Consider the following 15085-nt stretch of genomic DNA (forward strand, 5'->3'; position numbering starts at 1 on the left):
CACGTGGCTGTATCCTTGATCCAGCACCAAGCATGCTGCCTGCTGTTTGAATTCAGGGGAAAACGTACGTCTTTGCTTGCTCATCAAACACCTCTCTGTGGCGAGCATTCTCGCCTAAATCAGTGTCCGGGTACATTAAACCACTACAGTTGGCTCTCAAGCAACCAAAAATTTGGAAATGCTTGTTTCGGGCGACCGTAACCTGAAGGCTGCAAATTGGACAAATCTGTTGGCGGATTGGCCGGAGCCTGCCGCTCCTCAGCGCTTGGCAAATCGCATTCGTCTGTTCGAGGGGCGTAGATTTGATAGTACAGTTGATGCGCTTGAACCTGCACTTGAGCAGCTTTGGGCTGTAATAGCAGCACGCCGCAGAAGTGTCGGCGTTCGCAAGGAGGTCTGGATTATTGCGGCAAACAGCTTTTCGATTTCTGATTTTGAGACGCAGATGAGACTAGGTGTAGGAGGACGTAGTGAGTCACTCCAAGCTTATCAATTGTTGCAAGGATGGATGAGTGCGGCATCGAACTTGGACGCCGAGGTGAAAATATTTGTGTCCCGGTAATTTGCTCAGTGCAAGCCCATCTTTGGTCCGGTGCAAACTCATGTGTCATTAGTGCAATTGTGGTTGATGGGGCCGTCAGCAACTTGCATCCGAGCTTTACACCGTATGCAGGTTTATGTGTCGTCGCGTGCAACTTTATCTGTCGCCGGTGCAAACTTATGTGTCGTCCAACGGGCCTGTTACGTCGGAATAGAATCTTGAATCGTGGCTCTTTGGAATCAAGGATTTACGATTCTCATCCAATTTTTTTTGTCCCGCTGTTTTCTTGAATGGCCACCAGATCGGGCATCTTGTCGTTGATATATTTTAATATATTCTTGAATGACATTGATTGTCAGCGAATTTCATGAAGGTCTGGCGTTATGTTCTTGATGTAAGCAATTCCATACCGCCGCGCGAATTGCTGGCCAAACTGCTGCAACCGGCCGCTACCCTAGTGTGTTTACAAATTGGGAGAAACCTAATTTGTAGAGGTTGCCCCTTTTTTTCTTGGAGCCGAAGAAGTCAAAGAAGGAAGGCATTCGAACAAACGCTCTGCGTAGACAAATCCCATCCTTTTTACTGCATTCTCATCAAAGTACAGTAGCCAGGCAGCAAGTAGTGCGAGCGAGATGAGCAGCGTCAAGCCTGCGGCAAGACCAGGGTCGGCGAAATTGACAGGCATCCAATGAGGCGGATTTACCTGCAGAATTCTTGCAATTAGCAATCCATATGTAATGCCAAAAATACATGAGACTATGCCGACGGATTTCATTGCAAGCATATTGCGGTGGAAGCCATAGGCAATGTTTTCCTTGAGCAAAAGTTGCTTGTTTGTGCGGGTGAGTTCTCGAAGTCGTTTGGTTGCACCAATATAGATGTCGTCTGCTTTGTCGTGATCTGCTGATTCTTCTTCTGCAGTTGGCATGACAATACCCAACTTACCTGCAATTGCAGTGTGGTATCGCTGCTTACTAATACTATCCAGAAACTTGTCACGATGGCGCAGGGCAATGGTTGTTGGCATTCCTCCCCATTTCTTGACCAAGGCTTCTTCCAACATCTTTCCACGCCCACGGGCTACGCTTGCGAGCGCATAGATTGCGCCGCAGCCGCCAAGCAGCCCGATCACGCTTGTAAGCACAGGGTGCTTTGCGCCGTAGACGCACAACAAGGGAACGAGCAACGGCAAAGCCACAAGAAGGCCAGGAATCACTCGCGCCTTGCGTTCGTAGGGGTCTTTGACCAGTTCAAAAATAGTTGTCATGGCAGTTAACCTTGGGCTGACAATGCATCAATATAGGGTTGAATTTCATCGCGGTTCTTCAAAGTGATTTGCTGCGCGAGAGGGTCGGATGCCTCTTTAGTATGCAAGCCGAGGCGTCTTAGAGTGTAGTATAAGAAAGCCTGGCGGCATGGCAGTTGGACTTGTCCATTTTCCATGCCGTAATCCAGTTCCAAAACACGTTTTTTTGCAGGTGGCAAATCGGGATGCGGTGCCAGCACCAATGTAAGGACCGTTTGCCAATGTGAATCCTGTCTTGCATCTACATGGCTTGGTTCAAAGCCATCGATGCGCAGAATGCGTGCGAGCACAAAATCGCTGAACCGCTGACGTTTATGGCAAAACGCACGTACATGCCAGCGAAATCCATCGTTTCCAAGTGAATGTGGAGACAAAAGACGCACAGACTCATCCAAGGAAGTCATGGACTGATAGCTTACCAAGATGGCCATCCGTTCTTGTATGGCCTTGACCACCGCTTCGACGGTCTGTTCATTGATCGTGCGCCATGGAGATGGAGCCCAATCCGTCTCGGGGGCAGAACCGATAAAGCTGGCGGTTGGCTCGACAATTCCCATTTTGGTCGCGAGCAATTCTGCCAAGTAACGTTGTGCCGAACTTCGTTGATAGAGCGGTCGAAAGTTTGGCGTTGCAGTGTAGGTCTTAGAGCTACGGTCGTAGGCCAAGTTCTTTGGCGCCAATTCTGTGTACTTGGCAATATCCAATGAGGCTTGAGGAGTCGACAGACCAAAGTGGTTGGTGAGGTCCATGCGATTGATTCGTCGTTCCCACCGAAGACGAAAATCAATGAACTGAAGTCTGCGCTCCAGCCCCCAACTCAGGCCCTTTAGCTCAACGGGGTCAGGGGCCATAACTGGAGACTCTTGCATTAAAATGGGCATAAAAAGTAGACGGATCGTAAAAATAGTCGTATATTAACTATACGCGATCATTAACCATCCGTCCACTGGAATCCAAATGCCCACGACCCTCACTTTCTTCCCCGTCGACAACGGCGACATGACCCTTATCAAGTTTGGCGATCTGGACGCAACGACGTTGCTGATCGACGTAAACATTAGGCAAGACGCCGATGATCCCGACGGGGATGCGCGAGATGTCGCCAAGGACTTGCGAGATCGTTTGAAAAAGGATGAGAACGGCAGGCCCTATGTCGATGCTTTCCTGTTGAGCCATCCAGACCAAGATCATTGCCGGGGACTGACGCGGCATTTCTACCTGGGGGCGTTGGATAAGTATCCGGATGACAAGAAAGATGACAAGGACAAGAAAATCGTGATTCGCGAGATGTGGTCATCCCCGATCGTGTTTCGCCGCACTAGTAAGACGCATACCTTGAGCGATGACGCCAAAGCATTCAGCACAGAGGCGCGTCGGCGCGTGCAACTGAATCGTGACAAGAATTTCGTGGTCGGGAACGGTGACCGTATTCAGATTATGGGTGAGGACATCGATGGAAAAACTGATGATCTCACCTCGATTTTGCGAAAGGTGGACACGCGCTTCTCGACGATCAATGGTAAGAGTTCTGCATTCTTCTCTGCTTTTCTTCTGGCTCCCCTGGATGCCGAGGATGACGAAGAGGAAGAAGAGTGCCTGGTCAAGAACCAGTCCAGTGTGATCATGAACATCACGTTGGCCGCTGATGCCCAGACTCCGGATGGCGTGAAATTCCTTACCGGTGGCGATGCCGAGGTGTTTATCTGGAACCGCCAGTGGCAACGCCACAAGGCGGAAGTCGAAGTGCTTGAGTACGACATCATGCAGGCACCACATCATTGTTCCTGGCATTCTCTGTCCTACGACAGTTGGTCCGATTTCGGCGAAAAAGCCAAGCTCGATGCCGACGCCAGAAAGGCGCTTTCGCAAACCCGTGACGGTGCTGTCATCGTCGCCAGTTGCAAGCCGATTACAGATGACGACAGCGATCCGCCCTGCATCCGTGCTAAGCGTGAGTACGTGGCGATCGTGGACAAAGCAAAAGGCCAGTTCTATTGCACTGGAGAATACCCCAACGAAAAATCCGTGGAACCACTTGTATTCACCGTCACTTCTCAGGGCGTGCAACCACCCCCAAAGAAGGAGGCCGGATCGAAGGCCGCTGCTGTGGTGACGTCTGCGCGTACTCCTATGCCGCATGGGGCGTCATGATAGATGCCATCGCAGACGCACTGCATCAGCTTCAGCGGCACCGCGGTCTAGCCCGCGTTGGCGAGCTAAGGACCAGCGGTGAAACGACGCAGATAGATATTGATGTCGCTGTCGAGTTACCGAGCAGGTCTCGGCGCAGCGCTGTATCCGAGACGGGCGTGCGCGCTGTCGAGACCTGCGTTCTGACATTCGGCAGTAACTGGCCCCTATCCGCCCCCCAGGTTTTTCTGCGCGCGGATTTTCCGCTCAATTTGCCGCACATTAATCCCCACCACGCAGGTCAGTTGGTATCGCCCTGCCTGTTTGAGGGATCGTTAGACGAACTGCTACACCGGTTTGGTCTGGACGCCATTGTCGATCAATTGATCGATTGGTTGCACAAGGCTGCGGCAGGGACATTGCTTGACCTTGAGCAGGGGTGGGAACCAACACGTCGGGACAGCTGTCCCTCGACCGTTGTATTCAGCGCCGAGAAGGTCGTAGCCGCTGCTCCCGCCGACGGCGCGATTTTAGTAATTCCTGCGGGTTACGTGACGATTGATGGCGGGCTGTACGCCATTGTCAATGCGGAACTGATCGCACAAGTCGATTCAGTGTTCTATCAGGAAGCATGCGACGACAAGTTGGGAAAGTGGGGAAAAGGTCACACCGTCGCCTTCATCGCGCGGGCTCCGATGGACAGAGAACATCCCCATGTAATCGGACACTATCAACCAGAAACGGTTGTTGATTTCGCGACACTGCTTGATCGAGCAGAGGAACTGGGTATCAATCGCGACGCTTTGGAGCGAGGCTTGGATGGCTACTACGGACGCTCGATCTTGGATCTACGGCAGGATGCGCGCGGCTGGACACATGGCTTGTATGCGATTGTGATCCTAGTTGTACAAAGACCAGTGCCACTTGTCGGTTCACCTGGGAGAAGTGTCGAGGTACTGCCCTATGTGGTGCGCTATGAGCTCAACACACAATCACTTTTGGAGCGAAACGCTACGGTTCACCCCGCTTTTCACGCGCATGCGTTATCACCGGAGTTGCTCGCAAGAACGTCTGGCATTTCGTCAGCGACAACATCGCAACCACTGGTCATGCTCGGCTGCGGAAGCCTAGGCTCGAAAATCGCGATGCATCTGGGCCGAGCTGGCTTCGGTGCGATGACTTTCGTGGATAACGAATCCATGTCACCTCACAATTCGGCGCGACATGCGCTCATCGAACAGGTGTCTGTGCTGCTCCCGCCGCTAAAGGCAGCGTTGATGAAGGCGGCCTTTGAATCGCTGTCGCATACTCAGACGCGCGCGTTCGATAACGATGCAGTGACTCTTTTGGTCGATCCTGCGCAGTTTGCTACTGCCATTCCGCAGGATGCGACTCTCATCGTGGATACGACGGCTTCACTTCAGGTGCTTGCTGCAGAAATGCAATCAGCCGCGCTGAACCAGTCTCCGGCCCGGCTAGCTCGGATCACGATGTATGGTCAAGGACGTTGTGTTGTGATTTTGCTCGAAGGACTTGGTCGCGCCAGTCGCGTCGATGACCTCACTGCATTCTTGTTTGAGCGCTGCCGGTTTGTGCCGGGATTGCGCGTGGCTATAGCAGGGGAAACTTCTGAGCCAACGCGCATTTTCGTGGGAGACAACTGCCGTTCCCTGACTATGCCAATGTCCGATGCCATCGTTTCGCGATCGGCGTCACTGGCGGGCCTGCAATTGGAACGTTGGCTCATCGATGGGCTTCCAAGTGACGCGGTGCTTTGCGCCGGGATCACTGATGCCGAAGACCTCGGTATGGCATGGACTTGTGCCAGCCTTGGCTCAACTACCGTGCTTGAAGTAGCAGATGACGGTGGTTGGAACATTCGGATTCTGAACCCGGTCGCGCAGGCCATCGACACTGACGCGATGCGGTGGGGATCCCTTGAAACAGGTGGAGCCTTAGTCGGCCGCATCTCGTTTGAAAGTCGAACAATCACTATTGCAGGCCTCGTTGACGCTCCCGCTGACAGCGTGCGAGAGGCTGCCCGCTTTGTTCTCGGAACTGACGGACTCGTTCAGGGTTTGCGCGCTGCGAACGAGGCTTCTTTGGGGTATCTCACTTTCATCGGAACTTGGCATAGCCATCCGAAAGGTGGTGTGCATTCGGGTATCGACCGCAAGACCCTACGCGGTATTGCAGAGGATGCGGGTGGTCTTCCCGCCGTGTCATTGGTATGGACTCCGACAGGTCTCACCTGTGCGGTGGATCGCTGGTAGGGACAGACAAATAGCAATTTGTTGGTATAAAACGAGAGGGATGTATGGCTGACTATTTCGAGATTGACTTTCTTGGTGTCGAAACGGCAAAGAGTGGCGACGCAATTGCGCTGCGTTATTCCGTGAATGGCACTGCCGGCGTACACGTTGTTGATGGAGGGTATCTGGATACGGGGGATCAGATCGTTGAACATCTGAAAACCTACTATGGAACAACCGTCATCGACAATGTGATCCTCACGCACCCTGATCGTGACCATGCAAACGGGTTGAGGAAGGTTCTGGAGCAGTGCACGGTTCGCAATCTCTGGATCAACAGGCCGTGGATTTACGCGGATCGCTTAATTGACCATTTTGAAAACTATGAATCAGTCGAGGCACTGCGACGCAAGTTGCGCTCCATCTACGATGCTACAGCGATGCTTGAGGATATCGCCGTTGCCAAGGGAATTCCAATTCATGCACCTCTTCAAGGACAGAGTATTGGGCCATTCCTGGTGATGGCACCTACACTTGACCGCTACTGTGAGTTGATTGTGGATTCAGATAGAACACCAGAAGCTGTGGAAGAAAATATCTTTGATGGCGTTCTGGGTAGCATATTCCACGTAGTGGAAGCGGCGACTGCTTACATTAAGTCCTTTTGGGGTGATGAGTATTTTCCGCCCGCCCCTACCAGTCGCGAGAACGAAATGAGCGTCGTACAGACAGCGGTCCTAAATGGCCATCGCGTCCTGTTGACTGGCGATGCAGGACGTGAAGCGCTACAAGAAGTCATTGACTATGCGCCATTTGCTGGACTCATGCTACCAGGCATTCGGTATTTTCAAGTACCTCATCACGGCGGGCGCCATAATGTTTCAACTGAGATTCTGGATCAGTTGCTTGGTCCACGGCTGGATAAGATGCCTGATCAGCACGCATGGAATGCCATATGCAGTTCAGCCAAGGCCGATGAGGATCATCCACGAAAGTCAGTAATTCGTGCTGTGTTGCATCGTGGCGGACACTGGGCGGCAACCGAAAGCAAAAATATTCGCTTTGGTGCTGGTATTAAACGCGATGGCTGGGTATCAATTCCTCAAGCAGATTACCCCGAAGATCAAGAGGGATGAGTGTGACGTACTGTTCACAGTTTCCTGCTGCCAATGGCGTGCCCGTTGGGTTCGCGAGCACTGCCCCACACCTCCTGTTTTCGGTGTACCGATTTTCATTATTTATGGCTACTCCTTTTGCCTAGGATTATGGGGCGAGTGTGTATCCTTGACTCGCGGCGATTCAGTAGGCGGCAACGGGAACAGGCGATGGCACTGCCAAATTGAAGCTATCCGCTTCAGGTTTCGCCACAGAAATTCTGCAGGTAAGCCACTCTGTTGTGCAGCTTGTTCCACAGCCATCACTACATTTTGAACCGGCGCCTCTTGAAGGAGATGTACGATATTGGAAACATTTTCTTTAGGTACATCACCGGTCGTCAGAATACTAAGCAAAGTTTCTGGTGTGAGTGTTTTTCGGTAGCTTACGCTGCATGTCTGCGCTGCCATCCAAAGCCACTTTCTGGGCTTCAAGGGGGCCATGGTAATCGGGTTTAGACCCAGCACATGTGGAAGATCTAATGGGCCAAAGCCTTCCCCTGCGTGGGCCATGAGTTGGGCCTGCGAAATCGTTAAGCCTAAAGTCGAGCAACGTTCTACAATAGTTTTGAAGTCAGCTGGTTTCATCGTTTAAGTAATGCATACGAAAAGAGAAGTACAAAACATCAAAAAATCTCACCGTTACAGTAAACGTCAAGATGACCTTCCGACTAAGGAATTGGGATTTGAAGTGATCGTAAACTGAGTCGTGGCGCTCACTCGGGCATGTGATTATTCTCATCAAAGCAGATAGTGATTTACATGGGGAAATGGATATCACTAATCATACCTACACCATCGCGTCAGCGCTATGTAACAAGACCGACTTTCACGTTCCAGGCCGTACCGAGGACCGGATCGGAACGCGTGACGCTGCAGCGGTAAGCCTCCAGTGTCAATTCATTCCGCCGGACCACTACTTTTTCAGTTCATGTTAGGTGGCCAGTTGTGCGTTTCACCCTGGCAGTCACGGCACCACGCATACAAGGCGTCATACATCACCAGGCCATGCCGCAGCATGTCATGGTCATCGGAAAACACCTTCGACAAGCCCAACGAGAGTGCGTATAGCCCGGCCGACTGCGGACTCAGATCCAACCTCGCGGTGTCGGCGCCGCGCACGATAACGGCAAGTTTCTGCAGAGCGGGATCGGTCAGCTTGTACTTTTCCAGAAACGCGTCGAAACTACACAACTCGCCGACATGGGTTAACTCCACGTCCGGTACGTCATATGGGATCGCTCCCGTTTCCGCAGCTAGGCGTAGTACCTCACCGGCGGGCACGTACAAGAACTCCGCCTCTTGGTCGACAAAGCGCTCGATTAGCCACGGACAGGCTATGCGATCGATTTTAGGGTGTTCTCGGGTGATCCATTGCATGATGCTCTCCTCATGCGCGGGCGGCATCGAAACGTGCAGCCACGTTGTCCCAATTGATGATTGTGAACAAGTTGTTCAGATATTCGGCGCGGCGGTTCTGATATTTCAGGTAGTAGGCGTGTTCGAACACATCCAGCAGCAACAACGGCTGGACGCCCCAGGCGGTGAGCTTTTGATGGTTCTCACACTGCAAAATCATCAGCTTTTTTGTGCCTGGGTGGTATGCCAGCATGCCCCAGCCCGATGCCTCTACCGCCGTGCTCGCCGCGATCAGGTGCGCCTTGAATTTGTCGTAGGAACCGAATTCGGTATTGATCGCCTTGGCCAGCATCCCAGCCGGCTGGCCACCCTTGCCGGACAAATTCGACCAGTAGATTGTGTGCAACAGATGACTGGATAACTGGAAGGCCAGTTCCTTCTCATAGTGTTTTACCAGGCTGAAATCACCGCTCTCGCGCGCCTTGGCCAATGCCTCTTCGGCCTTGTTGGCCGCCGCAACCGCCGGCTTGTGGTGAAAATTGTAGTGCAGTTCGACGGTCTTAGCGTCGATCACCGGTTCTAGCGCATCATAGGAAAACGGTAGCGGCCCCACCGCATACTTTCCGCTGGCATCGGTCAACTGGTCCATGGTATGGCTCCCTTCTTTGGCAGTTGCGTTGGGCAACTGTGCGGCAACGATTCCGGCGCCTACGGCGGCGGATGCTTGCATGAATTGGCGGCGTGATGATGACATTGCGGACTCCTTTGCGTTGCATTAGTCGGTGACCGGCGCAAACTGGCGCGCGGTCCCCTTCAATCACTGATGTCGCGTATCCATCAGCGCTCCGTTGAGCAGGTTGTAGGTCAGCTCGGTGACTTTTCCGCCGTTGGCGACCAGTACTTGAGCGACAGGCTTGTGCTGCTTGATGCCCGGTGTTACTGAATAGACCGTTCCAGGCTGTGCTTTTTGCGCTTTAGCGATCAGATCCGCCAGGCTTACCCGCGTTAATGACAGCAAAGTTAATTGCTCCGACGAGCGCGCGATATGCGGCGCATCCTTGAACACTTCAACTTCGGGCTTCCATTGGCTTTGTTCGGGGCTGCCAGAGAGTTCTTGCAGGATGTTCTCGTCAGGCGCAGCGCCCAGGCCCTTGCCAGCCGAGTACACTGACAGCGACAACTTGCCGGCGTCATCGAACTCGAACTTGGCCGACAGCGCCACGCCGCCATCCTTGTTCGCCTGACGTACCCCATCCAACAGCGTCAGCTTGCCCTTGCCCAAGGCGGCAAGCAGATTTTCCTGTGGTTCGGCGTGCAGTGCCCCCATGCTCATGGCAAGCAACGCGACCAAGCCCAATTTCCGACAATATTGATGTGACATTGTGTTTCTCCTCAAAAATGAGTACTACATGAATCGGCCACGCTCAGGCTGACAGGACCAACAAGAACCGCGAGCCCTAGCGAGCAGACTATAAATTTGTGCATCCAGGCCCCTCGGCGCCGCTTACGCCGGGGCGATGAGCCGCGCTAGGGTTCCAAAGTACATCTCGCGACCACTCCGAGATAATTGAACTTCGCCGCCTGCCATACGCACTTCGTAGCATTCACGTTTCCCGACAGGTTTAATCCAGCTCAGGCACATGCTGTGTGCCATGACTTGCCAGCGGCCCTGTACGTCGCGGCCCATTTCAGCACCGGTCAAGCTGCCGTCGCGCTGGAATTGGTAGGTGTAATGCGTACCGTCGCTCAACGCATGGCCGGCAAACATGGCGCGTAACGCACCTTCACCAACGACGCGGTGTGTAGCGGACGGCCTGGCGGTGGCACTTGCAGAGAAGGCCATTACCAGTCCGAGGCAGATAGCTTTCCGTTTCATTCGGTTAGTGATGCAGCAATGGATAAATCAGCAGACCCGCCACGGCAGCGGTGGCCACCACGACGGGCTCCGGCAACTTTTTGAACTTCCACAACAGCACCATGGCGGCCACGGCGATCAAGGCAGTCGGGATGTCAATGATTGAGCGTTTGGCGATGACGATCACCGAGCCGGTGATGGCGCCGATGGCGGCGGCGGTGATACCGTCCACGAAGGCCAGCACACCTGGCAACTTGCCGTATTTTTTAAAGTACGGTGCTGGAATCACGGTAAACAGATAGCAGGGGATGAAGGTGGCCAGGGCCGCCACAGCGGCGCCTGGGAAACCGGCGATCAGGTAGCCGATAAAGCCGACGGTGATGACGACGGGCCCTGGGGTGATCATGGCGACGGCGACGGCGTCCACAAACTGCCTGTCGGTCAGCCAATGGTGCTCGGTGACCACACCGCCATACAGGAACGGCACAATGGCAAGGCCTGAACCGAACACAAAGGCACCCGCTTCGGCAAAGAAGATGCCGATTTGCGTCAACTGCGACACATCCACCACGCCCCATATGCCCGGTGCCGCTGGCAGCTGTGCCATGCCGATCGCCTGCAAGCCGCCGCCTTTCATGAGACCCTTTGGCGGGGCGCGCACCAGCCACACCAGCACGCCGGCCGCGATAAACAGCCAAGCCACCTCGGATTCGGTGACGATGGTCACGCCGGCGAGCAACAGGTAGATGGCCCACAGCAATTTATCCTTGCCGATGCTTTTGATCGTCAGCTTCCTGGCGCTGATGGCAATGATGCCGATCACTGCCGCACCCACACCATAAAACACGGCCTGCATCCAGGATAGGCCGCCAAAGCGCATGTACGCCCAGCCCAGCGCGACGACCATGAAAAACGATGGCAGTACGAACGCCAGGCCGGCCAGGGTGGCGCCGAGCAGCCGGTAATGGACGTAGCCCATATAGATCCCCAGCTGCGCGGCAAGCGGGCCTGGCGCGATCTGCGCCAGCGCCAGGCCTTCCTTGTAGTCGGCCTCCGTAATCCAGCCGCGCTGCTCGACCAAGTCGCGGTGCATATAGCCCACCAGCGCAATTGGTCCGCCGAAGCCCAGGCTGCCCAGGCGCAACATGTACACGATCATCTGCCATAGCGTGTAGCTGGCACGAACTGGTTGGGCGTCAATTATCTTCATGGAGGATCCTTTAGGCCGGCAATGCGGGAGCCTGCGGTTCAGAGGAAAAGTGCTGATACAGGGCATCGAGTACCAGGCTGATCTCTTGCAGCAACTGGTCGTCGTCCTTGGCGCGTTGGCGCGCGCCACTGAGCATGGCCTCGAAGCCGCTCGCCTCCGGCACAAAGGTGCCGCCGACATCCAGCGTGTGCACCATGGCACCGAGACGCAGAAGGCCAGTATCGTGACCCAGCCCAAAACTGGCCAGCAGCACTTCAAATGTCACGCGGTCGCCGACGTGGGTGAAACTGGCTTGGTCAAAATCAAAACCCAGTGCATCTGGCGGGCAGTCCGCTGGCTTGTCCAGCCATATAAAGTGGGCTTGCGGATCGATAAAACGTTGAATCAGCCATGCGCTGGCCACGCGGTCGACCCACAGGTGGCGCCGGGTGGCCCAAAGGCGCCCCTGGAACGCAGCGGCATCGAGCAGCACGATCTGCGCGTTGGTGGCTTCAGGTTCTCCGGGCGAGAGCAAGGCTTCGGCCACGTGGACAAAGTCCATCCAGGCTGCCTGCGTGAGCGCGCTGGCTTGTGAGGGAAAATAATCGGTGGCGCACAGGGCATCGTACTCGCGCCGCAACTTGCGCAAAGCACGGTTGATGTCCGCCGGTGCAAGTCCATCCAGCGTGTGGCGCATGCGCGTGAGTGCCTCGACAAACTGGGTCATTTCGGCGCTGCGGTCAAACAGGCTGCAATATGCTTCGTTATCGCTTTTGGACTGGGCCTGGACTGTCAATAGCCAGGCGCTACCGCCTTCACGCAAGGTTTCCGCTGCCAGTTCGCTCAACTGTTGCTGTTGTGCAGCGCGGTCGGGCAGCAGGTAGGCGCCGTCGCGCAATGCACCGCAACCCAGGTTTTTCAAAGCACGCCAAATGCGCATTCTGGCGGTCGCGCTATCGGTCGGCAGGCTCACAACGAGCAGCAGCCAATTTTGAGGAATGGTTTTCATGATCGCAGCATATATCATGGTAATGATATTTACAAGAAATGTAGACTTCATTACTAAATATTGAGTCGATATTACTTTACTGGCACAAATCTGGCCAACGCCGACCTTGTCTTCAGTTTAACTATCATGCGGCCCGCACCGGTCCGCATGTGAGGGCCGCAAAGCCAGCGTGTGCCAGATCGTGCATACTGGCAGACAAGGCAGAACGACACACCACGAAAGCATGGCATGACTTCTTCATCGTCTTCAACCAGTCACAGCACGCATCAAGGTGTCGTGTATGCCTTGCTGGCGGCAGCCCTGTTTGGCGCCAGCACGCCCTTTGCCAAAACGCTGGTAGGGCAGGTCGCTCCCGTGACTCTGGCTGGCATGCTGTACCTGGGCAGCGGACTGGGCTTGCTGGCTTGCTTCGTGGTGCGCGCCGTGCTCACCCGCAACAGTCAGGACAAGCCGGCAACATTAACGGGCGCGGATCTGCCCTGGCTTGCGGGGGCGATCGCCTTCGGCGGCATTGCCGGGCCCGTCCTGCTGATGTTTGGCCTGACGCTCACGCCCGCATCTTCGGCTTCGTTACTGCTCAATATCGAGGGCGTACTCACAGCGATGCTTGCCTGGTTCGTCTTCAAGGAAAATTTCGACCGCCGCATTTTCATCGGCATGCTGCTGATCGTCGCCGCCGGCATCCTGCTGTCGTGGGAACAAGTGCCCAAGCTTGGCGTGCCTTGGGGGGCGATCGCCATAGTCGGCGCCTGTCTGTGCTGGGGCATTGACAACAACCTGACGCGCAAGGTGTCGGCCAGCGATGCCTTGCAAATTGCAGGCCTGAAGGGACTGGTGGCCGGTTCCGTCAACCTGGCCATCGCCCTGGCCCTGGGTTACACCTTGCCCGGCGTCAGCATCTCCCTGAGCGCGGGATTGGTCGGTTTTTGCGGATATGGATTGAGTCTTGTCATGTTCGTGCTGGCTTTGCGGTATCTGGGGACGGCCCGCACAGGCGCTTATTTCTCGGCGGCGCCATTTGTCGGCGCGGTCATCTCGCTGTTCATGCTGGGCGATATTCCCGGGCCGTTGTTCTGGCTAGCCGCAGCATTGATGGCCACCGGTATTTGGCTGCATTTGACGGAAAAGCATGAGCACGATCATGAGCATGAGCCGATGTTCCACACGCACGCGCACAGCCACGATGCCCATCACCAGCACACGCATGACGACAGTTGGGATGGCAAGGAACCGCATGTGCATGCGCATCAACATGTGCCGTTGCGCCATGCGCATCCCCATTACCCTGATATTCACCATCGGCACGACCATTTATGAATCCGTCCAAAAAGCCCAATCAGCCGATAAAGCATCATTATCTGCCGCAGTTTTATCTACGCGGTTTTTCGCCCAATCAGTGCGCGATCTTTCAGATTTATAAGAAGAAATCACTTGTTGTTCCAGGCACGGTTGACAGTGTGGGCTATCTTCGAAACTTTCATACAAACGACATCGAGGGCGTGAAGGATCCGCAATTTCTTGAAAAATCCTTGGCTGGTCTTGAGGGCTACCAGAATACTGTGCTGAAAGAAGTGCAACTCCATGGCATAAGGGCACCAGAGACGAGGCGAGATTTGGTCGATTTTTTAGCGTTGATGCGCATGCGTATTCCCGCGATGAAAGACCATGTCGATAGCTCAAAACAAGCGGTACTGATGGTTCAACTACGGGAACTCGAACGTAGGGGGCAACTTCCTTCACGACCTACGGGTTATGAAAAAGCATTGATCGCAAAAAACATCGTTGTAGAGATTACGAATGCTGAGTGCCTGCGCGTCATGCTTAAATCAGCTTTCGACAAAGATATCCTGAAGATTTTCTATCAAATGCGCATGACCTTGTACCAAGCGCCTTTTGGTGAGTCCTTTGTTACGTCGGATCAACCTGTGGCGCTCTACCATGCGGACCTGCAGTATCGCCATCGCGGTGCTGGCCCTTCCACTATGGGCATACAAGTGTCATTGCCCCTGACCAGTCGGCTTCTGATACAGTTGGACAATTGCCCAGGATCGCATGCCGAATTGCAGGCGACATCAGACGAAGTGCGCGAGTTTAATCGTCGTACAGTGGTGATGGCGGAAAAATATATTTTTACTGGCGATGATCCAGTACGAATAGCGGAGCTGGCAGAACAGTATCGGTCTTGGACTGCAGGTTTTAGGCATCAGATCGAGAATAGGGCTGATGGCCCTTACCAAACTCATAAATTCATTCCAGTGGCCCCCGCATCGTAGAGAATACGAGGTGCCTC

At 54.3% G+C, this 15085-nt stretch carries 15 protein-coding genes; 6 read left to right on the top strand and 9 right to left on the bottom strand.

The genetic code is table 11. The features are described 5' to 3' along the window. On the bottom strand, positions 1-84 hold an 84-nt coding region (locus CBW50_RS29035), incomplete at its 3' end, for a transposase (protein WP_139842583.1). A gap of 88 nt (positions 85-172) precedes the next feature. Here CBW50_RS29035 and CBW50_RS29040 point away from each other — a divergent pair. Then, positions 173-562, top strand: a complete 390-nt coding sequence (locus tag CBW50_RS29040) for a hypothetical protein (protein WP_139842579.1) — start codon at positions 173-175, stop codon at positions 560-562. A 460-nt stretch (positions 563-1022) separates the two neighbouring features. On the opposite strand, the gene CBW50_RS20310 is transcribed toward CBW50_RS29040, so the two are convergent. Next, the gene (locus tag CBW50_RS20310) at positions 1023-1808 is read right to left on the bottom strand and encodes a hypothetical protein (RefSeq protein ID WP_086147231.1); all 786 of its coding nucleotides are present in this window, start codon (positions 1806-1808) and stop codon (positions 1023-1025) included. Between the two features lie 5 nt (positions 1809-1813). Next, a complete protein-coding gene (locus tag CBW50_RS20315) occupies positions 1814-2716 on the bottom strand; it encodes a WYL domain-containing protein (RefSeq protein ID WP_086147232.1) in 903 nt (300 codons plus the stop codon). Between the two features lie 88 nt (positions 2717-2804). On the opposite strand from CBW50_RS20315, the gene CBW50_RS20320 reads away from it, so the two are divergent. From CBW50_RS20320 to CBW50_RS20330, 3 genes are read left to right on the top strand one after another with little or no spacing between them, the layout of a single operon-like run. Further along, positions 2805-3998 carry a metallohydrolase gene (locus tag CBW50_RS20320; RefSeq protein ID WP_086147233.1) on the top strand — a complete coding sequence of 398 codons (1194 nt, stop codon included), beginning with the start codon at positions 2805-2807 and terminating at the stop codon, positions 3996-3998. Continuing rightward, a complete protein-coding gene (locus tag CBW50_RS20325) occupies positions 3995-6250 on the top strand; it encodes a ThiF family adenylyltransferase (protein WP_086147234.1) in 2256 nt (751 codons plus the stop codon). Before CBW50_RS20320 ends, CBW50_RS20325 begins: the two co-directional genes overlap by 4 nt. Before the next feature lie 44 nt (positions 6251-6294). Continuing rightward, a complete protein-coding gene (locus CBW50_RS20330) occupies positions 6295-7365 on the top strand; it encodes a ComEC/Rec2 family competence protein (protein WP_086147235.1) in 1071 nt (356 codons plus the stop codon). Between the two features lie 942 nt (positions 7366-8307). Here CBW50_RS20330 and CBW50_RS20340 read toward each other — a convergent pair. From CBW50_RS20340 to CBW50_RS20365, 6 genes are all read right to left on the bottom strand, one after another. Continuing rightward, positions 8308-8763: a chromate resistance protein ChrB domain-containing protein gene (locus CBW50_RS20340; protein ID WP_086147266.1), complete on the bottom strand. Its 456-nt coding sequence runs from the start codon at positions 8761-8763 to the stop codon at positions 8308-8310. A gap of 10 nt (positions 8764-8773) precedes the next feature. Continuing rightward, positions 8774-9496: a superoxide dismutase gene (locus CBW50_RS20345; protein ID WP_086147236.1), complete on the bottom strand. Its 723-nt coding sequence runs from the start codon at positions 9494-9496 to the stop codon at positions 8774-8776. 63 nt (positions 9497-9559) lie between these two features. After that, the gene (locus CBW50_RS20350) at positions 9560-10123 is read right to left on the bottom strand and encodes a hypothetical protein (protein ID WP_139842580.1); all 564 of its coding nucleotides are present in this window, start codon (positions 10121-10123) and stop codon (positions 9560-9562) included. Between the two features lie 123 nt (positions 10124-10246). After that, entirely contained in the window at positions 10247-10585 is a 339-nt protein-coding gene (locus CBW50_RS20355) for a hypothetical protein (protein WP_086147238.1), read from the bottom strand. A 37-nt stretch (positions 10586-10622) separates the two neighbouring features. Continuing rightward, positions 10623-11807 carry a chromate transporter gene (locus CBW50_RS20360; protein WP_172404838.1) on the bottom strand — a complete coding sequence of 395 codons (1185 nt, stop codon included), beginning with the start codon at positions 11805-11807 and terminating at the stop codon, positions 10623-10625. Positions 11808-11817: 10 nt separating this feature from the next. Next, a complete protein-coding gene (locus CBW50_RS20365; RefSeq protein ID WP_086147268.1) occupies positions 11818-12795 on the bottom strand; it encodes a chromate resistance protein ChrB domain-containing protein in 978 nt (325 codons plus the stop codon). Positions 12796-13023: 228 nt separating this feature from the next. Here CBW50_RS20365 and CBW50_RS20370 point away from each other — a divergent pair, with 228 nt between their 5' ends. Together CBW50_RS20370 and CBW50_RS20375 are read left to right on the top strand one after the other, a co-directional pair. Continuing rightward, the gene (locus CBW50_RS20370) at positions 13024-14112 is read left to right on the top strand and encodes a DMT family transporter (RefSeq protein WP_086147239.1); all 1089 of its coding nucleotides are present in this window, start codon (positions 13024-13026) and stop codon (positions 14110-14112) included. Then, positions 14109-15068 carry a DUF4238 domain-containing protein gene (locus CBW50_RS20375; RefSeq protein ID WP_086147240.1) on the top strand — a complete coding sequence of 320 codons (960 nt, stop codon included), beginning with the start codon at positions 14109-14111 and terminating at the stop codon, positions 15066-15068. Before CBW50_RS20370 ends, CBW50_RS20375 begins: the two co-directional genes overlap by 4 nt. The last annotated feature ends 17 nt before the right edge of the window (positions 15069-15085 follow it).

It is taken from the genome of Janthinobacterium sp. GW458P, from assembly GCF_002127585.1.
Lineage (GTDB): Bacteria > Pseudomonadota > Gammaproteobacteria > Burkholderiales > Burkholderiaceae_D > Janthinobacterium.

What these genes read in the sequence shown, in the direction of transcription:
- CBW50_RS20310 (WP_086147231.1), bottom strand. Translation starts at nt 1,808, where the DNA reads ATGACAACTATTTTTGAACTGGTCAAAGACCCCTACGAACGCAAGGCG.
- CBW50_RS20315 (WP_086147232.1), bottom strand. Translation starts at nt 2,716, where the DNA reads ATGCAAGAGTCTCCAGTTATGGCCCCTGACCCCGTTGAGCTAAAGGGC.
- CBW50_RS20320 (WP_086147233.1), top strand. Translation starts at nt 2,805, where the DNA reads ATGCCCACGACCCTCACTTTCTTCCCCGTCGACAACGGCGACATGACC.
- CBW50_RS20325 (WP_086147234.1), top strand. Translation starts at nt 3,995, where the DNA reads ATGATAGATGCCATCGCAGACGCACTGCATCAGCTTCAGCGGCACCGC.
- CBW50_RS20330 (WP_086147235.1), top strand. Translation starts at nt 6,295, where the DNA reads ATGGCTGACTATTTCGAGATTGACTTTCTTGGTGTCGAAACGGCAAAG.
- CBW50_RS20340 (WP_086147266.1), bottom strand. Translation starts at nt 8,763, where the DNA reads ATGCAATGGATCACCCGAGAACACCCTAAAATCGATCGCATAGCCTGT.
- CBW50_RS20345 (WP_086147236.1), bottom strand. Translation starts at nt 9,496, where the DNA reads ATGTCATCATCACGCCGCCAATTCATGCAAGCATCCGCCGCCGTAGGC.
- CBW50_RS20350 (WP_139842580.1), bottom strand. Translation starts at nt 10,123, where the DNA reads ATGTCACATCAATATTGTCGGAAATTGGGCTTGGTCGCGTTGCTTGCC.
- CBW50_RS20355 (WP_086147238.1), bottom strand. Translation starts at nt 10,585, where the DNA reads ATGGCCTTCTCTGCAAGTGCCACCGCCAGGCCGTCCGCTACACACCGC.
- CBW50_RS20360 (WP_172404838.1), bottom strand. Translation starts at nt 11,807, where the DNA reads ATGAAGATAATTGACGCCCAACCAGTTCGTGCCAGCTACACGCTATGG.
- CBW50_RS20365 (WP_086147268.1), bottom strand. Translation starts at nt 12,795, where the DNA reads ATGAAAACCATTCCTCAAAATTGGCTGCTGCTCGTTGTGAGCCTGCCG.
- CBW50_RS20370 (WP_086147239.1), top strand. Translation starts at nt 13,024, where the DNA reads ATGACTTCTTCATCGTCTTCAACCAGTCACAGCACGCATCAAGGTGTC.
- CBW50_RS20375 (WP_086147240.1), top strand. Translation starts at nt 14,109, where the DNA reads ATGAATCCGTCCAAAAAGCCCAATCAGCCGATAAAGCATCATTATCTG.